Raw genomic sequence first — 16,718 nt, 5'->3', positions numbered from 1 at the left:
CCGGTTGATTGACACGATTTACACCAACCTGCGTTTATACGCAGGTTTTTTTTTGCCCGTCATTCAACCTGTAACAGCAAACGAGAATATTCACACCTGGTTGCATTTCGGCTTACTCCCTTGCGTTTTCCCGCTGGCGAAGCCGGGTAGCAAGAGCCACAATCAGGATCCCAGAGGTATTGATTGGTGAGAATTCTTAGTACGGTTTCGTACTCATCTCTTGCACCAGCCTGCGCGGATGCGCAGGTTTTTTTTCGCCTCAATTTTTGCTGTCGCCCCCTCTCCACTTCTCGTGTAATCTGCCAACAATTAATAACCCTCCATACTGGCTGGCAAAGGGAGTTGAGATGCTTTTTGGGTTCTTCCGTACACTGTTTCGTGTCCTTTTCCGCGTCCGCGTCACTGGCGATGCCCAGGCGCTTCGCGGCGAACGCGTGCTTATCACGCCAAACCACGTGTCGTTTATCGACGGCATACTGCTGGCGCTATTTCTGCCAGTGCGGCCCGTTTTTGCCGTGTACAGTTCCATCAGTGAAAAATGGTACATGCGCAAGCTGGCACCGCTGATCGATTTTGTGCCGCTCGACCCTACAAAACCGATGATGATCAAACATCTGGTGCGCCTGGTTGAACAGGGCCGGCCGGTGGTTATTTTCCCCGAAGGGCGTATCTCGGTGACGGGTTCGCTGATGAAAATCTATGACGGTGCCGGATTCGTTGCGGCGAAGTCAAAAGCTACGGTGGTGCCGCTGCGTATTGAAGGCGCAGAGCTGACCCACTTCAGCCGCCTGAAAGGGCTGGTGAAGCAGCGTCTGTTCCCTAAGATTACCCTGCACATTCTGCCGCCGACCACGTTACCGATGCCTGAGGCACCGCGAGCCCGCGATCGCCGCAAAATCGCCGGTGAAATGCTGCACCAGATTATGATGGAAGCGCGCATGGCCGTACGCCCGCGCGAAACGCTGTATGAATCGCTGCTGTCGGCGCAGTACCGCTATGGCGCAAAGAAGAACTGCATTGAAGACATCAACTTCACGCCGGATACCTACCGCAAGCTTTTGACCAAGACGCTGTTTGTTGGCCGTATTCTTGAGAAGTACAGCAAGCAGGGTGAAAAGATCGGCCTGATGCTGCCGAACGCGGGCATCAGCGCCGCCGTGATTTTTGGCGCCGTTTCTCGCGGGCGTATTCCGGCTATGATGAACTATACGGCGGGCGTAAAAGGGTTGACCAGCGCGATTACCGCGGCGCAAATTAACACCGTGTTCACCTCCCGCCAGTTCCTTGATAAAGGCAAGCTGTGGCATCTGCCGGAGCAGCTGACGCAGGTGCGCTGGGTCTTCCTGGAAGATTTAAAAGCCGACGTCACCACCGGCGACAAGCTGTGGATATTTGCTCACCTGCTTGCGCCGCATCTCGCGCAGGTGAAGCAGAAGCCGGAAGACGACGCGATTATCCTCTTTACGTCCGGTTCTGAAGGCAACCCGAAAGGGGTCGTTCACAGCCACAAGAGCATTCTGGCGAACGTCGAGCAGATCAAGACGATTGCTGACTTTACCGCGAATGACCGCTTTATGTCGGCACTGCCGCTGTTCCACTCCTTTGGCCTGACCGTCGGCCTCTTCACGCCGCTGCTAACGGGTGCGGAAGTGTTCCTTTACCCAAGCCCGCTGCACTACCGCATCGTGCCGGAGCTGGTCTATGACCGTAACTGTACCGTGCTGTTCGGTACATCAACGTTCCTCGGCAACTACGCCCGCTTCGCCAATCCGTATGATTTCTTCCGCGTGCGCTATGTGGTTGCAGGCGCAGAAAAACTTCAGGACAGCACCCGACAGATCTGGCAGGACAAGTTTGGCCTGCGCATTCTGGAAGGCTATGGCGTGACGGAGTGTGCGCCTGTCGTGTCGATCAACGTTCCGATGGCGGCGAAGCCGGGCACCGTTGGCCGCATTTTGCCGGGGATGGACGCGCGCCTGCTGGAGGTGCCGGGCATTGAGGACGGTGGCCGCCTGCAGCTGAAGGGGCCTAACGTGATGAACGGCTATCTGCGCGTGGAAAACCCGGGCGTGCTGGAAGCGCCAACGGCGGAAAACGTCAATGGGGATATTGAGACCGGCTGGTACGACACCGGCGATATTGTTCGCTTCGACGAGCAGGGCTTTGTGCAGATCCAGGGGCGCGCTAAACGCTTCGCCAAAATTGCGGGTGAAATGGTTTCGCTGGAGATGGTTGAAATGCTGGCGACGGCGGTTTCTGCCGACAAACTGCACGCGACGGTGGTGAAGAGCGATGCCAGCAAAGGCGAGGCGCTGGTGCTGTTCACTACGGACAGTGAGCTTAAGCGCGACCAGCTGCTTAAACATGCGCGCGAGCACGGCATTCCCGAGCTGGCGGTGCCGCGCGATATTCGCTATCTCAAGCAGCTTCCTGTACTGGGCAGCGGTAAGCCCGATTTCGTCACCCTAAAAGGCATGGTTGAAGAGGCGGAAAAGCAAAATGCGTGAGTCAGTACACACTAACACTTCAATCTGGTCGAAGGGCATGATGGCGGTCATTGCGGCGCAGTTTCTCTCTGCGTTCGGCGATAACGCGCTGCTGTTTGCCACCCTGGCGCTGCTGAAAGCCGAGTTTTACCCCGACTGGAGCCAGCCGATCCTCCAGATGGTGTTTGTGGGTGCTTACATTATCTTTGCGCCTTTTGTGGGGCAGGTGGCGGACAGTTTCCCGAAAGGTCGGGTGATGATGTTTGCCAACGGCCTCAAGCTGCTGGGGGCCGCGAGCATCTGCTTTGGTATCAACCCGTTTATCGGATATACGCTGGTGGGGATCGGTGCTGCCGCTTACTCTCCGGCCAAGTACGGTATTCTGGGCGAGCTTACAACCGGCGATAAGCTGGTGAAAGCCAACGGCCTGATGGAGTCCTCCACCATTGCCGCTATCCTGATTGGTTCTGTCGCGGGCGGAGTGCTGGCGGACTGGCATGTGCTTGCCGCACTGAGCGTCTGTGCCGTGGTATACGGCGGGGCGGTTATTGCTAACCTGTTCATTCCCACACTGGCGGTGGCACGTCCGGGGCAATCCTGGCGCTTCAGGCCGATGACCGGCAGCTTCTTTAACGCCTGCCGCGTGCTCTGGCGTAACGGTGAAACGCGCTTCTCGCTGATGGGCACCAGCATGTTCTGGGGCGCGGGCGTGACGTTGCGCTTCCTGCTGGTGCTGTGGGTGCCGGTGGCGCTGGGGATTGTGGACAATGCTACCCCAACTTACCTTAACGCGATGGTTGCGGTCGGGATTGTCGTTGGGGCCGGCGCTGCGGCAAAACTGGTTACGCTTGAGACGGTGGCGCGCTGTATGCCTGCGGGCATCCTGATTGGCGTTGGCGTGCTGTTCTTCTCGCTCCAGCATGCGTTATTACCCGCGTATGCGCTGCTGATCCTGATTGGTATCCTGGGCGGGTTCTTCGTGGTGCCGCTGAACGCGCTTTTGCAGGAGCGGGGAAAACACACCGTTGGAGCCGGGAACGCCATCGCCGTGCAAAATCTCGGCGAAAACATGGCGATGCTCCTGATGCTGGGGCTTTATTCGCTGGCTGTGAAGGTTGGCGTGCCGGTTGTGGCCATTGGCGTCGGGTTTGGCGCGCTGTTTGCGCTGGCGATTACCGGGCTGTGGGTCTGGCAGCGTCGGCGTTGATAAGTGCTGCCTGATGCCCTCACCCCGGCCCTCTCCCACAGGGAGAGGGGGCAAACCCTAAAACGGCAACGTGCGTTGCCGTTTTGCTTTTATTACGGTGCCGGGTATGTGTATACCTGATGCACCGCTTCAATTTCCGCTAACACCTCTTCACTCAGGTTCAGATGGAAACTCTCAATGTTCGTTTTCAGCTGATCCATCGTCGTTGCGCCCAGCAGGGTACTGGCCACAAACGGCTGACGACGCACGAAGGCGAGCGCCATCTGCGCAGGGTCAAGGCCGTGACGCTTTGCGATGTCCACATACGCCGCGACGGCTTTTTGGGTTTGCTCACCGCTGTAGCGGGTAAAGCGGCTGAAAAGCGTATTACGCGCGCCAGCAGGCTTCGCGCCGTTCAGGTATTTGCCCGTCAGCGTGCCGAAGCCCAGGCATGAGTAGGCGAGCAGCTCCACCTCTTCATACTGCGTCACTTCCGCCAGACCGACCTCATAGCTGCGGTTAAGCAGGCTGTAGGGGTTCTGGATGGTGACGATACGCGGCAGGTCGTGCTTATCGGCCAGGTGCAGATAGCGCATCACGCCAAACGCGGTTTCGTTCGAGACGCCAATGTAGCGGATCTTGCCCGCGCGCTGGCACTCGGTAAGGGCTTCCAGCGTTTCCAGCAGTGAGACCGCCGGGGCGTTCTCATTCCAGCTGTAGCCCAGCTTGCCAAAGCAGTTGGTTTGGCGCTGCGGCCAGTGAACCTGGTAGAGATCGAGATAATCGGTTTGCAGGCGCTTCAGGCTGGCATCCAGCGCGGCGCGGATGTTTTTGCGATCGAGGATCTGGTTAGGGCGGATCCCGGCATCGTTATTGCGCGAGGGGCCGCTGACCTTCGAGGCAACGACCAGCTTTTCACGGTTGCCGCGTTTTGCCAGCCAGTTACCCACGTAGGTTTCGGTCAGCCCCTGCGTCTCAGGGCGAGGAGGAACGGGGTACATCTCCGCGACATCAATCAGGTTAATGCCCTGGCTGACGGCATAATCAAGTTGTGCATGGGCATCGGCTTCGCTGTTTTGTTCACCAAATGTCATCGTGCCCAACCCCAGCTGGCTAATCTCCAGAGCGCTATGGGGGATACGGTGATAGTGCATAGCCGGCTTCCTTAGTAAACATGTGGATCGCGTCAGGGGCTTCCCGACAAAGGAATATAAACATGGCAGAGGGGAGGCAAAAGGGGAAGAGAAAAATCAAAAAGGCCAGCAGGGTACTGACCTTTATCCATTTATCGTTCGATAATCTGCGAAACTTCGTCGCGATTGATTTGCATGTTATTCCCTTCCCGATCGCGGTAGCTGACCAGGCCGGTATCGTCGTCGACTTCTGGCTTGCCGTCGGTCAAAATCATCCGACCGTCTTTTGTCGACATCACGTAATCACTGCTACAACCCGAGACAGCAAATGCTAAACCGACTGCTGTAATTAACACTGCCCATTTTTTCATCGTTATCGTCCTCACCTGGCTCGTATCAAATCATAGTGTAGTAATAACCTGATATTTCGACAGGAGGAAGCGGTAAAATCTTAAAAACCAGGCGATTGTGTTTGATAGCTCGCAAAATTCGTTAAAAACTTAGTTTTTGAGTAAGAAATGGCGAGCAAGCAGCGCGCTGGTGAAATTCTTTTTAAGGTAAAAACCGCGCGGTAACGTCAGTATGGATTCACCCCGCATGCCGACTGCCTCTGTCAGCGCCTTGCTGTTGGCCGCTTTCGGGCGGATCTGTAACACTTCGCCGTGTCGGGCGGTAATACGCTCTACCTGCCCGAGAACGATCATATCCATTAATTCCTCCCAGTCGAGGCGGAGCTGGCGATCCTCGTCCTCATCAGGGCTCCAGAGCAGCGGTGCCCCCACCCGGCGCTCGGCGAGAGGGATTTGGCGCTCTCCTTCGACCGGAACCCACAGAACTCGCTTCAATTTATGGCGTACGTGGCTGGTTTCCCACGTCACGCCCGTATTACCCGTTAAAGGCGCAACGCAGACAAAGGTTGTTTCCAGCGGTTTACCGTTGCGATCGACAGGGATAGTTTTTAGCTCCACGCCCAGTGCCGCAAAATCTTGCTCAGGTTTACTTCCCGCGCTGGCGCCCAGCCATAGCTCAAGCAGCATGCCAATCCAGCCCTTATCGCGCTTGAGATCGTTTGGGATCGTTAAACCTGCCATTGCCGCCAGCTCGCCGAGCGAAAAGCCCGCCAGACGCTGCGCCTGGTCGATCAGCTGGGTTTCACTGGAAGGGGGTGAAAGCAATGGGGCAAGCGGGCGCATGACGTTAACCTTTTGATTAAAAAATGTACCAGGAAATTATCCCTTGTGGATAGAGTTTAACTTTTTCTGTATGAATATTCCATGTCACTGATTTATAGGTTTTTTTAAATTTTTTAAAGTAATCCGATACGGCTAAGCGCAGGGTTGTTCAAATCTGGTCACTGACAATGAACAGGATCTTACACCATGTTATCCACAGAAAAGTGGGATAACTGGGAATAACCCTCACTACTGTTTCAATTTACAGCCTTGACGTGCGATGAAAATCGAATTTTCACACAAATTGTGACTAACTTATTGGCACAATCTGTGGATAAAACCGACGCTGTTCGATCTTTCGTCAGTACGACGATCTCTGATGTGACGATCGTCACGTCATGGGCTTGGCGGTCTATAAAAATACAATTAACCCAATGAAATCCATAGTATTATTTTTAATGTGTGGTCGGGCGCTTTGGCTGGGCTTTTAGGTTGTCCATCGGTAATTCCATACTTCTTCACAACTATATCCACAGAAAAGGTGAATAAAATTGCCGTTATGGCGTCTCATCTGTTTATAACTCGCCTCATAATTGTGAGTTATTCAAATGTTATTAGGTTGCAAGCCTATAAGAGAGTGGTTTACCGCCTCCCTGTAGTGTGAAACAATCATTTGTATATAAAGTTTAGTTTGGGGTAGTCCGGTGATTGATGACGATGGCTACCGCCCGAACGTAGGAATTGTAATTTGTAATCGTCAGGGCCAGGTGATGTGGGCCCGGCGATATGGTCAGCACTCCTGGCAGTTCCCACAAGGTGGGATCAACCCAGGAGAGTCCCCAGAACAAGCGATGTACCGGGAGCTGTTTGAAGAGGTCGGTTTAAGCCGAAAAGATGTTCGCATCCTGGCTTCGACCCGCAACTGGTTGCGTTACAAGTTACCGAAACGTTTGGTGCGTTGGGACACAAAGCCGGTTTGTATCGGCCAGAAACAAAAATGGTTTCTGCTGCAGTTGGTGGGCAACGATTCAGATATCAATATGCAAACCAGCAGTACGCCGGAATTCGATGGCTGGCGCTGGGTAAGCTATTGGTATCCTGTTCGTCAGGTCGTGTCGTTCAAACGCGACGTTTACCGTAGGGTGATGAAAGAGTTCGCAAGTGTTGTGATGCAGCTTCAGGAGACGCCTCCAAAGCCGCAGAGCGCACCTGCCTGGCGACGTAAAAGAGGTTAAGCTACGCAAATCATGCTCACCCGCTTGCGAGAAATAGTCGAGAAAGTGGCCAGTGCGCCTCGTCTGAACGAGGCGCTGAATATTCTGGTCACTGACATCTGTCTTGCGATGGAAACCGAAGTCTGTTCGGTGTATCTGGCCGACCATGACCGGCGATGCTATTACCTGATGGCGACCCGTGGCCTGAAAAAACCGCGAGGCCGTACCGTTACGCTCGCGTTTGATGAAGGTATTGTGGGCCTGGTTGGGCGTCTGGCTGAACCCATCAACCTTGCCGATGCGCAAAAACACCCTAGCTTCAAATATATTCCTTCCGTAAAAGAAGAGCGATTCCGCGCCTTCCTGGGCGTGCCGATTATCCAGCGTCGCCAGCTCCTCGGCGTGCTCGTAGTCCAGCAGCGCGAGCTGCGCCAGTACGATGAGAGTGAAGAGTCTTTCCTTGTGACGCTCGCCACGCAGATGGCCGCGATCCTCTCTCAGTCTCAGCTTGCTGCTCTCTTTGGTCAGTATCGTCACACGCGCATACGTGCGCTTCCGGCATCGCCGGGTGTCGCCATTGCTGAAGGCTGGATGGACGCAACTCTGCCTTTAATGGAGCAGGTGTACGAGGCCTCGACGCTTGATGAAGCGCTCGAACGCGAGCGTCTTACCGCTGCGCTTGAAGAGGCTTCCAACGAATTCCGCCGCTACAGCAAACGCTTTGCCGCGGGCGCGCAAAAAGAGACGGCGGCCATCTTTGACCTCTATTCTCACCTGCTTTCCGATGCCCGCCTGCGGCGGGAGCTGTTTGCTGAAGTCGATAAAGGCGCGGTAGCAGAATGGGCGGTGAAAAAAGTCATCGAGAAATTCGCCGAACAGTTTGCTGCGCTGACCGACGGTTATCTGAAAGAGCGGGCAGGTGATTTGCGCTCGCTGGGGCAGCGTCTGTTGTTCCACCTCGACGATACCATTCAGGGCGCGAATGCCTGGCCTAAGAAGTTTGTGCTGGTCGCTGATGAGCTTTCGGCAACGACGCTGGCCGAGCTGCCGCAGGACAGGTTGGCGGGCGTGGTGGTACGCGATGGCGCAGCCAACTCACATGCTGCCATTATGGTGCGCGCGCTGGGTATCCCGACGGTTATGGGCGCAGATATTCAGCCCTCGGTGTTGCACCGACGCACGCTGGTGGTGGACGGATATCGCGGCGAGCTGCTGGTCGATCCTGAGCCGGTTCTGCTCCAGGAATACCAGCGCCTTATCAGTGAAGAGAATGAATTAAGCAAGCTGGCGGAAGATGACGTCAATCTGCCCGCACAGCTTAAAAGCGGCGAGCGGGTTAAAGTCATGCTCAATGCCGGTTTAAGCCCCGAGCACGAAGAGAAGCTCGGTAGCCGCATTGACGGCATTGGCCTATACCGCACGGAAATCCCGTTCATGCTGCAAAGCGGCTTCCCGTCTGAAGAGGAGCAGGTCGCGCAATATCAGGGCATGCTGCAGATGTTCAACGATAAGCCCGTCACGCTGCGTACCCTTGACGTTGGGGCGGACAAACAGCTGCCGTATATGCCGATCAGCGAAGAGAACCCGTGCCTCGGCTGGCGGGGGATCCGCATTACCCTCGATCAGCCAGAAATCTTCTTGATTCAGGTACGCGCCATGCTGCGCGCCAACGCGGCGACGGGAAATCTCAGCATTTTATTGCCGATGGTGACCAGCATTGACGAGATCGATGAAGCGAAGCGCCTGATCGAACGTGCGGGCCGTGAAGTGGAAGAGATGATCGGCTATGCGATCCCTAAACCGCGCATTGGCGTGATGCTCGAAGTGCCGTCCATGGTCTTTATGCTGCCGCAGCTGGCCAACCGCGTTGATTTTATCTCTGTCGGCACCAACGACCTGACGCAGTACATTTTGGCCGTTGACCGAAACAACACGCGCGTTGCCAGTATCTATGACAGCCTGCATCCGGCGATGCTCCGGGCATTAGCAATGATTGCCCGTGAAGCCAATCAGTACGATCTCGACCTGCGCCTTTGCGGTGAAATGGCCGGAGATTCCATGTGCGTTGCGATCCTGATTGGTCTGGGGTTCCGCCATCTGTCGATGAACGGCCGCTCGGTTGCGCGTGTGAAATATCTGTTACGCCATATCGACATCGACGATGCCCGCGAACTGGCGGCCCGCAGTCTGGAGGCGCAGTTAGCCACCGAAGTGCGACACCAGGTTGCGGCGTTCATGGAGCGACGCGGCATGGGTGGCCTGATCCGCGGCGGCCGTTAAGCCCTCATCCCGCAGGAGAAGGCACCCGCGCACGATACCCTATACACATCTTTTACATCTCAGGCGCATCCTCTGCGCCTGCCTTATGCTATTATTCGCAACCTTGGAGCACCTGCCATCGGCGGGAATGCAATTCTACCGCTGTCCACTTTCAGCGGAATAACAACATCTTGTGGTGACAGATGAACAGTGGTTATCTGCATTTTCCGGAATTCGATCCGGTTATTTTCTCAGTAGGACCTGTCGCGCTTCACTGGTACGGATTGATGTACCTCGTGGGCTTTATTTTCGCTATGTGGCTTGCGGGCCGTCGCGCCAGCCGTCCAGGCAGCGGGTGGACGAAAAACGAGGTCGAGAACCTGCTGTATGCCGGTTTCCTCGGCGTGTTCCTCGGTGGCCGCATTGGCTACGTCCTGTTCTATAACTTCCCGGTTTTCCTGAACGATCCACTGTATCTGTTCCGCGTCTGGGACGGCGGCATGTCCTTCCACGGCGGCCTGATTGGTGTGATCCTGGTGATGGTGATTTTCGCCAAACGTACCAAACGCAACTTCTTCCAGGTTTCTGATTTTATTGCACCGCTGATTCCGTTTGGTCTGGGTGCAGGCCGTCTGGGCAACTTTATCAACGGTGAACTCTGGGGCCGTGTCGATCCGAGCGTCTCTTTCACCATGCTGTTCCCGGGTTCACGTGCAGAAGACATTGCGCTGCTGCCGTCCCATCCCGAGTGGCAATCTATCTTTGATACCTATGGCGTTCTGCCTCGCCATATGTCCCAGCTGTATGAGCTGGCGCTGGAAGGCGTTGTGCTGTTTATCATCCTAAATATCTTCATCCGCAAACCGCGCCCGATGGGGGCCGTCTCTGGCCTGTTCCTGATTGGGTATGGCGCGTTCCGTATCATCGTCGAGTTCTTCCGCCAGCCGGATGCACAGTTTACCGGCGAGTGGGTACAGTACATCAGCATGGGGCAGATCCTCTCCATTCCGATGATTGTCGCGGGTGCCATTATGATGATTTGGGCGTATCGTCGTCGTCCACAGCAACAACTCTCCTGAGGAACCATGAAACAGTATCTTGAATTGATGAAAAAAGTGCTCGATGAGGGCACGCCGAAAAACGACCGCACCGGCACCGGTACGCTCTCCATTTTTGGCCACCAGATGCGCTTCAACCTGCAGGACGGCTTCCCTCTGGTGACGACGAAGCGCTGCCACCTGCGCTCGATCATTCATGAACTGCTCTGGTTCCTGCAAGGCGATACCAACGTTGCGTATCTGCACGAAAATAATGTCTCCATCTGGGACGAGTGGGCAGATGAAAACGGCAACCTGGGTCCGGTTTACGGCAAACAGTGGCGCGCGTGGCCCACGCCAGACGGTCGCCATATTGACCAGATCACCACCGTCATGAACCAGCTGAAAAACGACCCGGACTCGCGCCGTATCATCGTTTCTGCCTGGAACGTGGGGGAGCTGGACAAGATGGCGCTGGCACCGTGCCATGCGTTCTTCCAGTTCTACGTGGCTGATGGCAAGCTATCCTGCCAGCTTTATCAACGCTCCTGCGACGTGTTCCTCGGCCTGCCGTTTAACATTGCCAGCTATGCGCTGCTGGTGCATATGATGGCGCAGCAGTGCGACCTGGAAGTGGGTGATTTTGTCTGGACCGGTGGCGATACTCACCTGTATAGCAATCACATGGAACAGACACACCTTCAGCTGACCCGTGAACCGCGCGCGTTGCCAAAACTGGTTATCAAGCGTAAACCGGAATCAATTTTCGACTATCGCTTTGACGACTTTGAAATTGAAGGATACGACCCGCATCCCGGCATCAAAGCGCCTGTCGCGATCTGATACCGCAGATATTCACACAGCCGGCGCGTATTCGCGCCGGTTTTTTTTTCGCCCGCATTTCGTTTCACGAGCCGTTATCCAGATCGCATGCAACGTGTTGCAACTGGCAATATTCTCTGGATGCCGCCTCGTAATCCTCCCATTCGTTCCTCGCGGCTTCCCCGGCGCTGCGCCACACTCCCGGCATGAAAAAAGAGAACGGCTTTACGCTTATTGAAATCATGGTTGCTATCGCCCTTGTCGCCATTCTTAGCGCTACGGGGATGTATGGCTGGGACAGCTGGCAGCACCAGCAGCGGCTTTGGCAAACCGCCGGGCAGGTGCGTGACTACCTGGTGTTTCTGCGCAATAACGCAAACCGATATAACCGTGACCACCAGGTAACCATTCAGAGAGAGGGAGAGAGCCTCTGTCTGGCAAGCTCTTTCGTGAAGGGTTGCGAGAAGGGCAATCCGTACGTAATGAGCCCGCTCTGGCCTGAGGTGACGTTTAGCGAGATAACGCCTTCATTAGGCTTCTATGGATTAAGGGATACCGCATGGGCAGGAAGGATACGGGTGCAAAGTCGGGCGGGAGAATGGCTAATAATCGTTTCAAACGGTGGTCGAATCAGAATGTGCAATGCTACAGGCGATCGGTCATGCCAATGAATCAGCAGGGCTTTTCCCTGGCTGAGGTCCTGATCGCGATGGCAATCAGCAGCGTGTTGCTACTAAGCGCATCGCGTTTTTTACCTGCCTTGCAGCAGGCCGTTTTGTTGCAGTCAGGCCAGCGGGAGCTTGAGGAGGAGGTTTGGCAACGCCTTTACGCCGTCGGCAAGCAGCTTCAACGGGCGGGTTTATGCGCCGGAAACTGCCAGGGGCAAGGACTGACAATTGCCAGACAGGGGAGTTGCGTCGTTGTGAAGTGGGATGCAAACAGCAACGGTCGCTGGGACACGGCCGCATCTGAAAACGAGAGTACGGGCTATCGCCTGGAGTCAGGGGCGCTGGAAACGTTGCGGGGGGCAAGCGGCTGTGAGGGAAAGGGGTGGGAAAAACTTACCGATCCCAATCGGGTGGTCATCCAGCAGTTTAAGGTGAGTCAAACGGAACGCGCCGGTTTTGCGCCAGAGCTGACCATTGCACTGACCGCTATTCGCAAAACTGAAAATAGTGCCCCTTATCAGGCGCGCTACGGGGTCACGGGGTTTAACCTGTGAACCGGCAGCGCGGAATGTCCTCTCTGGCGCTGGTTCTGCTTCTGCTGGTGCTCGGCACGCTCATCCTCACCGGCCTTAACCAGCAGCTTACCTCGTTCAGCACGCTGGTGGGCGGCGAGAGTCGCGCGGTTCAAATGCAGGCAACCGTACAGTCAGCGCTGGAGTGGGGCCGGGTTCAGCCCTGGTCGACAGAGACAGATCTCCAGTGCAAAAACGGCACCGCCTGGCGAGTGTGTTTGCGATTGCTCAGTGAGGCGCGGGTGTTGCTCATTGCCAGAAGCGATGATCTGCTGCTGTGGCGTACGGGGGAGGTGGTGGAGGGAAACATACAGTTTTCGCGCCACGGCTGGAGTGATTTTTGTCCGCTTAAGGAGAGTGCGCTATGCCAGATACCCTGAACAGAGAAAATGGGTTCAGTATGGTTGAGGTATTACTGGCGATGATGCTGCTGGTCGTAGTGGTCACGGCATTGTCCGGATATCACCGGGCGCTGGCCGCACGTTTTACCTCGTTTAATCAGTACCGCCAGCTCTGGCATAACGTCTGGAACCAGTCGCTGCTGGAAGCCGATGCGCTACCTGACGGCTGGCAGGTCAAGCGGGTGCAGACAACGCAGTCCGGATGTGTCAGCATCACGGTTACACTTATTTCTCCTCTGGGGCGGCGCGGCGAGATGACGCGTCTGCATTGCCCGGTAAGCCAGTAGTTGGAGCGTCTATGTTAAGGGTCTACCACTCGAATCGTCTGGATGTGCTGGAAGCGCTGATGGAGTTCATCGTTGAGCGCGAGCGGCTCGACGATCCTTTTGAGCCTGAAATGGTGCTGGTGCAAAGCACCGGCATGGCGCAGTGGCTGCAAATGTCGCTTTCACGGAAATTTGGCATTGCGGCTAACATCGATTTTCCATTGCCTGCGAGCTTTATCTGGGAGATGTTTGTCCGCGTGCTGCCGGACATCCCTGAGCAGAGCGCGTTCAATAAGCAAAGCATGAGCTGGAAGCTGATGTCGCTGCTGCCTGATATGCTGACGCACGATGAATTCACTATGCTACGTCACTACCTCAGTGATGATACCGATAAGCGCAAGCTGTTCCAGCTGGCATCGCGTACCGCCGATCTTTATGACCAGTATCTGGTTTACCGCCCGGAATGGCTGACAAGCTGGGAGGCAGGTGAATTAGTTGAAGGCTTACCGGAGGCGCAAATCTGGCAGGCACCTCTGTGGAAAGCGCTGGTAGAACATACTGAGGCGCTCGGTCAACCCAAATGGCACCGTGCGAACCTATACCAACGGTTTATCTCAATTCTGGAAAGCGCTTCCGAACGTCCGGCCCGGCTGCCGTCGCGCGTGTTTATTTGCGGTATTTCTGCTTTGCCGCCAGTCTACCTGAAAGCGCTAGACGCGCTGGGTAAACACATAGATATCCATATTCTCTTCACCAACCCGTGCAGGGACTACTGGGGCGATATTCAGGATTCGCGCTGGCTTTCGCGGCTGGTGACTCGCCAGAGAAAACGCCTCTTTGAAGAACGCGACGTTCCTCTGTTTAAAGACAGCGAAACCGCCGCCCAGCTTTTCGATGAAAACGGGATTCAAAATCTGCCAAATCCGCTGCTCGCATCCTGGGGCAAGCTGGGGCGTGATTACATTCATATGCTCTCAGACATCACGTCGTCAGGTGACGGTGATGTGGATGCGTTCGTCGAGATCCCGCCGGACAGCCTGCTGCACAATATTCAGCTGGATATCCTGAATCTGGAAAACCGTGCGGTTATGGGAGTGACTGCGAAAGAATTTGAACGCAGCGACAGCAAACGAAAGCTGGATCCTGACGATCGCAGTATTACCGTTCACGTATGCCATAGCCCACAGCGTGAGGTTGAGATCCTCCACGACCGGCTGTTGGCCATGCTGCAGGACGATCCTGAGCTGACGCCGCGCGATATCGTTGTAATGGTGGCGGATATCGACAGCTACAGCCCCTTTATACAGGCTGTTTTTGGTAGCGCCACGGGCGAACGATACCTTCCTTATGCCATCTCTGACCGTCGCGCGCGGCAGTCTCACCCAGCGTTACAGGCTTTCCTCTCTTTGCTTTCGCTGCCGGATAGCCGGTTTATCTCTGAAGACGTGCTGGCATTGCTGGATGTGCCCGTCCTGGCCGCGCGTTTCAACATTGATGAAGAAGGGCTACGCTACCTTCGCCAGTGGGTCAATGAATCTGGCATTCGCTGGGGGATCGATGACGACAACGTTCAGGAATTCGAACTTCCGCCTACCGGACAGCACACCTGGCAATTTGGCCTGACGCGTATGCTGCTGGGCTACGCGATGGAAAGCAGCCAGGGTGAATGGAACGAGGTCCTACCTTACGACGAGTCCACCGGGCTTATCGCCGAGCTTGTCGGCCATTTAGCCTCGCTGCTGATGCAGCTCAACCGCTGGCGACGCGAGCTTATGCAGCCGCGACCGCTTGAAGAGTGGCTGCCAGTTTGCCGCGAGATGCTGAATGACTTCTTCCTGCCGGACGGTGAAACCGAAGCGGCGATGGCGCTCATTGAAAAGCAGTGGCAGGGGATCGTTGATGAGGGCGTTAATTCGCACTATTACGAGGCGGTTCCACTTACGCTTCTGCGCGATGAGCTGACTCAGCGTCTTGACCAGGAGCGCATCAGCCAGCGTTTCCTTGCGGGGCCGATCAACATTTGTACACTGATGCCAATGCGATCTATCCCGTTCAAAGTGGTTTGTCTGCTCGGCATGAACGACGGTATTTATCCACGCGCGCTCGCCCCGCTTGGCTTCGACTTAATGAGTCCAAAACCAAAGCGTGGCGACCGTAGCCGCCGTGATGATGACCGTTATCTGTTCCTGGAAGCGCTCATTTCCGCCCAAAGCAAACTGTACATCAGCTATATCGGTCGTTCGATTCAGGACAACAGCGAGCGCTTCCCCTCCGTGCTCGTTCAGGAACTGGTGGACTACATCGGGCAGAGCCACTATTTGCCGGGTGATGAAGAGCGCAATTGCGACGAAAGCGAACAGCGGGTGAAAGCGCATATTACCTGCTGCCACAGCAGGATGCCGTTTGACCCGGTGAACTACGTTGCCAACGAGCATCAGAGCTACGCCCGCGAGTGGCTACCGGCAGCAAAAAAAGACGGCACGGCGCATACCGACTTCATTCAGGAACTTGAGCCGCGTCCTATCGAAAACCTTAACTTCGACCAGCTGCAGCGCTTTTGGGCGCATCCGGTGCGCGCATTCTTCCAGCAAAGGCTGCAGGTTAACTTCCGTTCTGAGGAGAGTGAAATTCCGGATGCTGAACCATTCATCCTGGACGGGCTGGAGAGGTTTAAGCTGAATTCCCAACTTTTAAATGCGTTGGTAGATCAGGAAGACGCGAATACGCTTTTTCGTCGTTATAAGGCTTCGGGATTACTCCCGTATGGCGCGTTTGGCGAAATCGTGTGGGATGCGCAGTGTCAGGAGATGAAGGCGCTGGCCGATCGCGTAATCGAATGCAGACAGCCCGGCAAAAGCCTTGAGATCGATCTTCACTGCAACGGTGTTCATCTCACGGGCTGGCTGCCTCATGTCCAGCCTGACGGGCTTCTGCGCTGGCGGCCCTCTATGCTTGGCGTTTCACACGGTTTGCAACTCTGGCTTGAACATCTTGTCTACAGTGCGGGTGGTAACAAAGGCGAAAGCCGGATCTTCGTGCGTAAAGAGGGCGAATGGCGTTTCCCGCCGATGGAAGCTGAGCAGGCGCTGAATTATTTGTCCCTGTATATCGAAGGCTACCGTCAGGGAATGAACAAACCGCTGCTCCTACTGCCAGAAAGTGGAGGGGCGTGGATAAAAGTCTGTTATGACGCGCAGAATGATGCCATGTTAACGGATGACGCTTCCCTACAGAAAGCGCGGAGTAAGTTTGTTCAGGCCTATGAAGGCAACATGATGGTGCGAGGCGAAGGTGAAGATGTCTGGTATCAACGTTTATGGCGAACGCTTGAGCCAGAATATTTCGAGGCAATCACGGAAGAGGCGCAGCGCTATCTGTTACCGCTGTTCAAATTTAATCAGTCCTGAGCGCTGTATAAAAATTGCGCAGTATGGGGTGTTCATTTATGATGCACTTCTTATCACGGACTGATGTACCCAAAGAAAGAGATGCTGGCGTGTCC

At 55.3% G+C, this 16,718-nt stretch carries 14 protein-coding genes and 1 pseudogene; 11 read left to right on the top strand and 4 right to left on the bottom strand.

Features of this window, described 5'->3' with window-relative positions; all coding sequences use genetic code 11:
- Window positions 1–347 precede the first annotated feature (347 nt).
- Together aas and lplT are read left to right on the top strand one after the other, a co-directional pair.
- Window positions 348–2,507 carry a bifunctional acyl-ACP--phospholipid O-acyltransferase/long-chain-fatty-acid--ACP ligase gene (gene aas / locus VPX56_RS18190; RefSeq protein ID WP_263610343.1) on the top strand — a complete coding sequence of 720 codons (2,160 nt, stop codon included), beginning with the start codon at window positions 348–350 and terminating at the stop codon, window positions 2,505–2,507.
- Window positions 2,500–3,693, top strand: coding sequence for a lysophospholipid transporter LplT (gene lplT, locus VPX56_RS18185; RefSeq protein ID WP_326468123.1), 1,194 nt, complete (start codon window positions 2,500–2,502; stop codon window positions 3,691–3,693). The genes aas and lplT overlap by 8 nt, the downstream gene beginning before the upstream one ends.
- A 92-nt stretch (window positions 3,694–3,785) precedes the next feature.
- Here the strand turns inward: lplT and VPX56_RS18180 are convergent, their stop codons facing one another.
- The 4 genes and pseudogenes from VPX56_RS18180 to VPX56_RS18165 form a co-directional block, all read right to left on the bottom strand.
- A complete protein-coding gene (locus VPX56_RS18180; RefSeq protein WP_326468121.1) occupies window positions 3,786–4,826 on the bottom strand; it encodes an NADP(H)-dependent aldo-keto reductase in 1,041 nt (346 codons plus the stop codon).
- Between the two features lie 131 nt (window positions 4,827–4,957).
- Complete coding sequence (locus tag VPX56_RS18175; protein ID WP_326468119.1) at window positions 4,958–5,176, bottom strand: YgdI/YgdR family lipoprotein; 219 nt, start codon at window positions 5,174–5,176, stop codon at window positions 4,958–4,960.
- A gap of 129 nt (window positions 5,177–5,305) precedes the next feature.
- Window positions 5,306–5,998, bottom strand: coding sequence for a DNA mismatch repair endonuclease MutH (gene mutH, locus VPX56_RS18170; protein WP_326468117.1), 693 nt, complete (start codon window positions 5,996–5,998; stop codon window positions 5,306–5,308).
- Window positions 5,999–6,149: 151 nt separating this feature from the next.
- Window positions 6,150–6,239, bottom strand: a pseudogene (locus tag VPX56_RS18165) (hypothetical protein); the annotation flags it as partial.
- Between the two features lie 442 nt (window positions 6,240–6,681).
- On the opposite strand from VPX56_RS18165, the gene rppH reads away from it, so the two are divergent.
- From rppH to recC, 9 genes are all read left to right on the top strand, one after another.
- A complete protein-coding gene (gene rppH, locus VPX56_RS18160) occupies window positions 6,682–7,212 on the top strand; it encodes an RNA pyrophosphohydrolase (protein ID WP_003862791.1) in 531 nt (176 codons plus the stop codon).
- 12 nt (window positions 7,213–7,224) lie between these two features.
- Window positions 7,225–9,471: a phosphoenolpyruvate--protein phosphotransferase gene (ptsP, locus tag VPX56_RS18155; protein ID WP_263610340.1), complete on the top strand. Its 2,247-nt coding sequence runs from the start codon at window positions 7,225–7,227 to the stop codon at window positions 9,469–9,471.
- Window positions 9,472–9,653: 182 nt separating this feature from the next.
- Window positions 9,654–10,529, top strand: coding sequence for a prolipoprotein diacylglyceryl transferase (lgt, locus tag VPX56_RS18150; protein ID WP_131633665.1), 876 nt, complete (start codon window positions 9,654–9,656; stop codon window positions 10,527–10,529).
- Window positions 10,530–10,535: 6 nt separating this feature from the next.
- Entirely contained in the window at window positions 10,536–11,330 is a 795-nt protein-coding gene (gene thyA / locus VPX56_RS18145) for a thymidylate synthase (RefSeq protein ID WP_326468114.1), read from the top strand.
- A 185-nt stretch (window positions 11,331–11,515) separates the two neighbouring features.
- Complete coding sequence (locus tag VPX56_RS18140; RefSeq protein WP_263610338.1) at window positions 11,516–11,980, top strand: prepilin peptidase-dependent protein; 465 nt, start codon at window positions 11,516–11,518, stop codon at window positions 11,978–11,980.
- Entirely contained in the window at window positions 11,971–12,531 is a 561-nt protein-coding gene (locus VPX56_RS18135) for a prepilin peptidase-dependent protein (RefSeq protein WP_326468112.1), read from the top strand. The genes VPX56_RS18140 and VPX56_RS18135 overlap by 10 nt, the downstream gene beginning before the upstream one ends.
- Window positions 12,528–12,929 carry a DUF2509 family protein gene (locus tag VPX56_RS18130; RefSeq protein ID WP_326468110.1) on the top strand — a complete coding sequence of 134 codons (402 nt, stop codon included), beginning with the start codon at window positions 12,528–12,530 and terminating at the stop codon, window positions 12,927–12,929. Before VPX56_RS18135 ends, VPX56_RS18130 begins: the two co-directional genes overlap by 4 nt.
- Window positions 12,914–13,237: a prepilin-type N-terminal cleavage/methylation domain-containing protein gene (locus tag VPX56_RS18125; protein ID WP_131633670.1), complete on the top strand. Its 324-nt coding sequence runs from the start codon at window positions 12,914–12,916 to the stop codon at window positions 13,235–13,237. Before VPX56_RS18130 ends, VPX56_RS18125 begins: the two co-directional genes overlap by 16 nt.
- Before the next feature lie 11 nt (window positions 13,238–13,248).
- Entirely contained in the window at window positions 13,249–16,623 is a 3,375-nt protein-coding gene (gene recC, locus VPX56_RS18120; RefSeq protein ID WP_326468107.1) for an exodeoxyribonuclease V subunit gamma, read from the top strand.
- The last annotated feature ends 95 nt before the right edge of the window (window positions 16,624–16,718 follow it).

It is taken from the genome of Enterobacter wuhouensis, from assembly GCF_035835995.1.
GTDB classification, from domain to species: Bacteria; Pseudomonadota; Gammaproteobacteria; order Enterobacterales; family Enterobacteriaceae; genus Enterobacter; species Enterobacter wuhouensis.
This window is presented reverse-complemented; position numbering and strand designations above follow the sequence as displayed.

Excerpts from the sequence above, each read along its gene's own strand:
- ptsP (WP_263610340.1), top strand. The coding sequence starts at position 7,225 with ATGCTCACCCGCTTGCGAGAAATAGTCGAGAAAGTGGCCAGTGCGCCT.
- VPX56_RS18140 (WP_263610338.1), top strand. The coding sequence starts at position 11,516 with ATGAAAAAAGAGAACGGCTTTACGCTTATTGAAATCATGGTTGCTATC.
- VPX56_RS18180 (WP_326468121.1), bottom strand. The coding sequence starts at position 4,826 with ATGCACTATCACCGTATCCCCCATAGCGCTCTGGAGATTAGCCAGCTG.
- lgt (WP_131633665.1), top strand. The coding sequence starts at position 9,654 with ATGAACAGTGGTTATCTGCATTTTCCGGAATTCGATCCGGTTATTTTC.
- VPX56_RS18135 (WP_326468112.1), top strand. The coding sequence starts at position 11,971 with ATGCCAATGAATCAGCAGGGCTTTTCCCTGGCTGAGGTCCTGATCGCG.
- lplT (WP_326468123.1), top strand. The coding sequence starts at position 2,500 with ATGCGTGAGTCAGTACACACTAACACTTCAATCTGGTCGAAGGGCATG.
- aas (WP_263610343.1), top strand. The coding sequence starts at position 348 with ATGCTTTTTGGGTTCTTCCGTACACTGTTTCGTGTCCTTTTCCGCGTC.
- recC (WP_326468107.1), top strand. The coding sequence starts at position 13,249 with ATGTTAAGGGTCTACCACTCGAATCGTCTGGATGTGCTGGAAGCGCTG.
- thyA (WP_326468114.1), top strand. The coding sequence starts at position 10,536 with ATGAAACAGTATCTTGAATTGATGAAAAAAGTGCTCGATGAGGGCACG.
- VPX56_RS18125 (WP_131633670.1), top strand. The coding sequence starts at position 12,914 with ATGCCAGATACCCTGAACAGAGAAAATGGGTTCAGTATGGTTGAGGTA.
- mutH (WP_326468117.1), bottom strand. The coding sequence starts at position 5,998 with ATGCGCCCGCTTGCCCCATTGCTTTCACCCCCTTCCAGTGAAACCCAG.
- VPX56_RS18175 (WP_326468119.1), bottom strand. The coding sequence starts at position 5,176 with ATGAAAAAATGGGCAGTGTTAATTACAGCAGTCGGTTTAGCATTTGCT.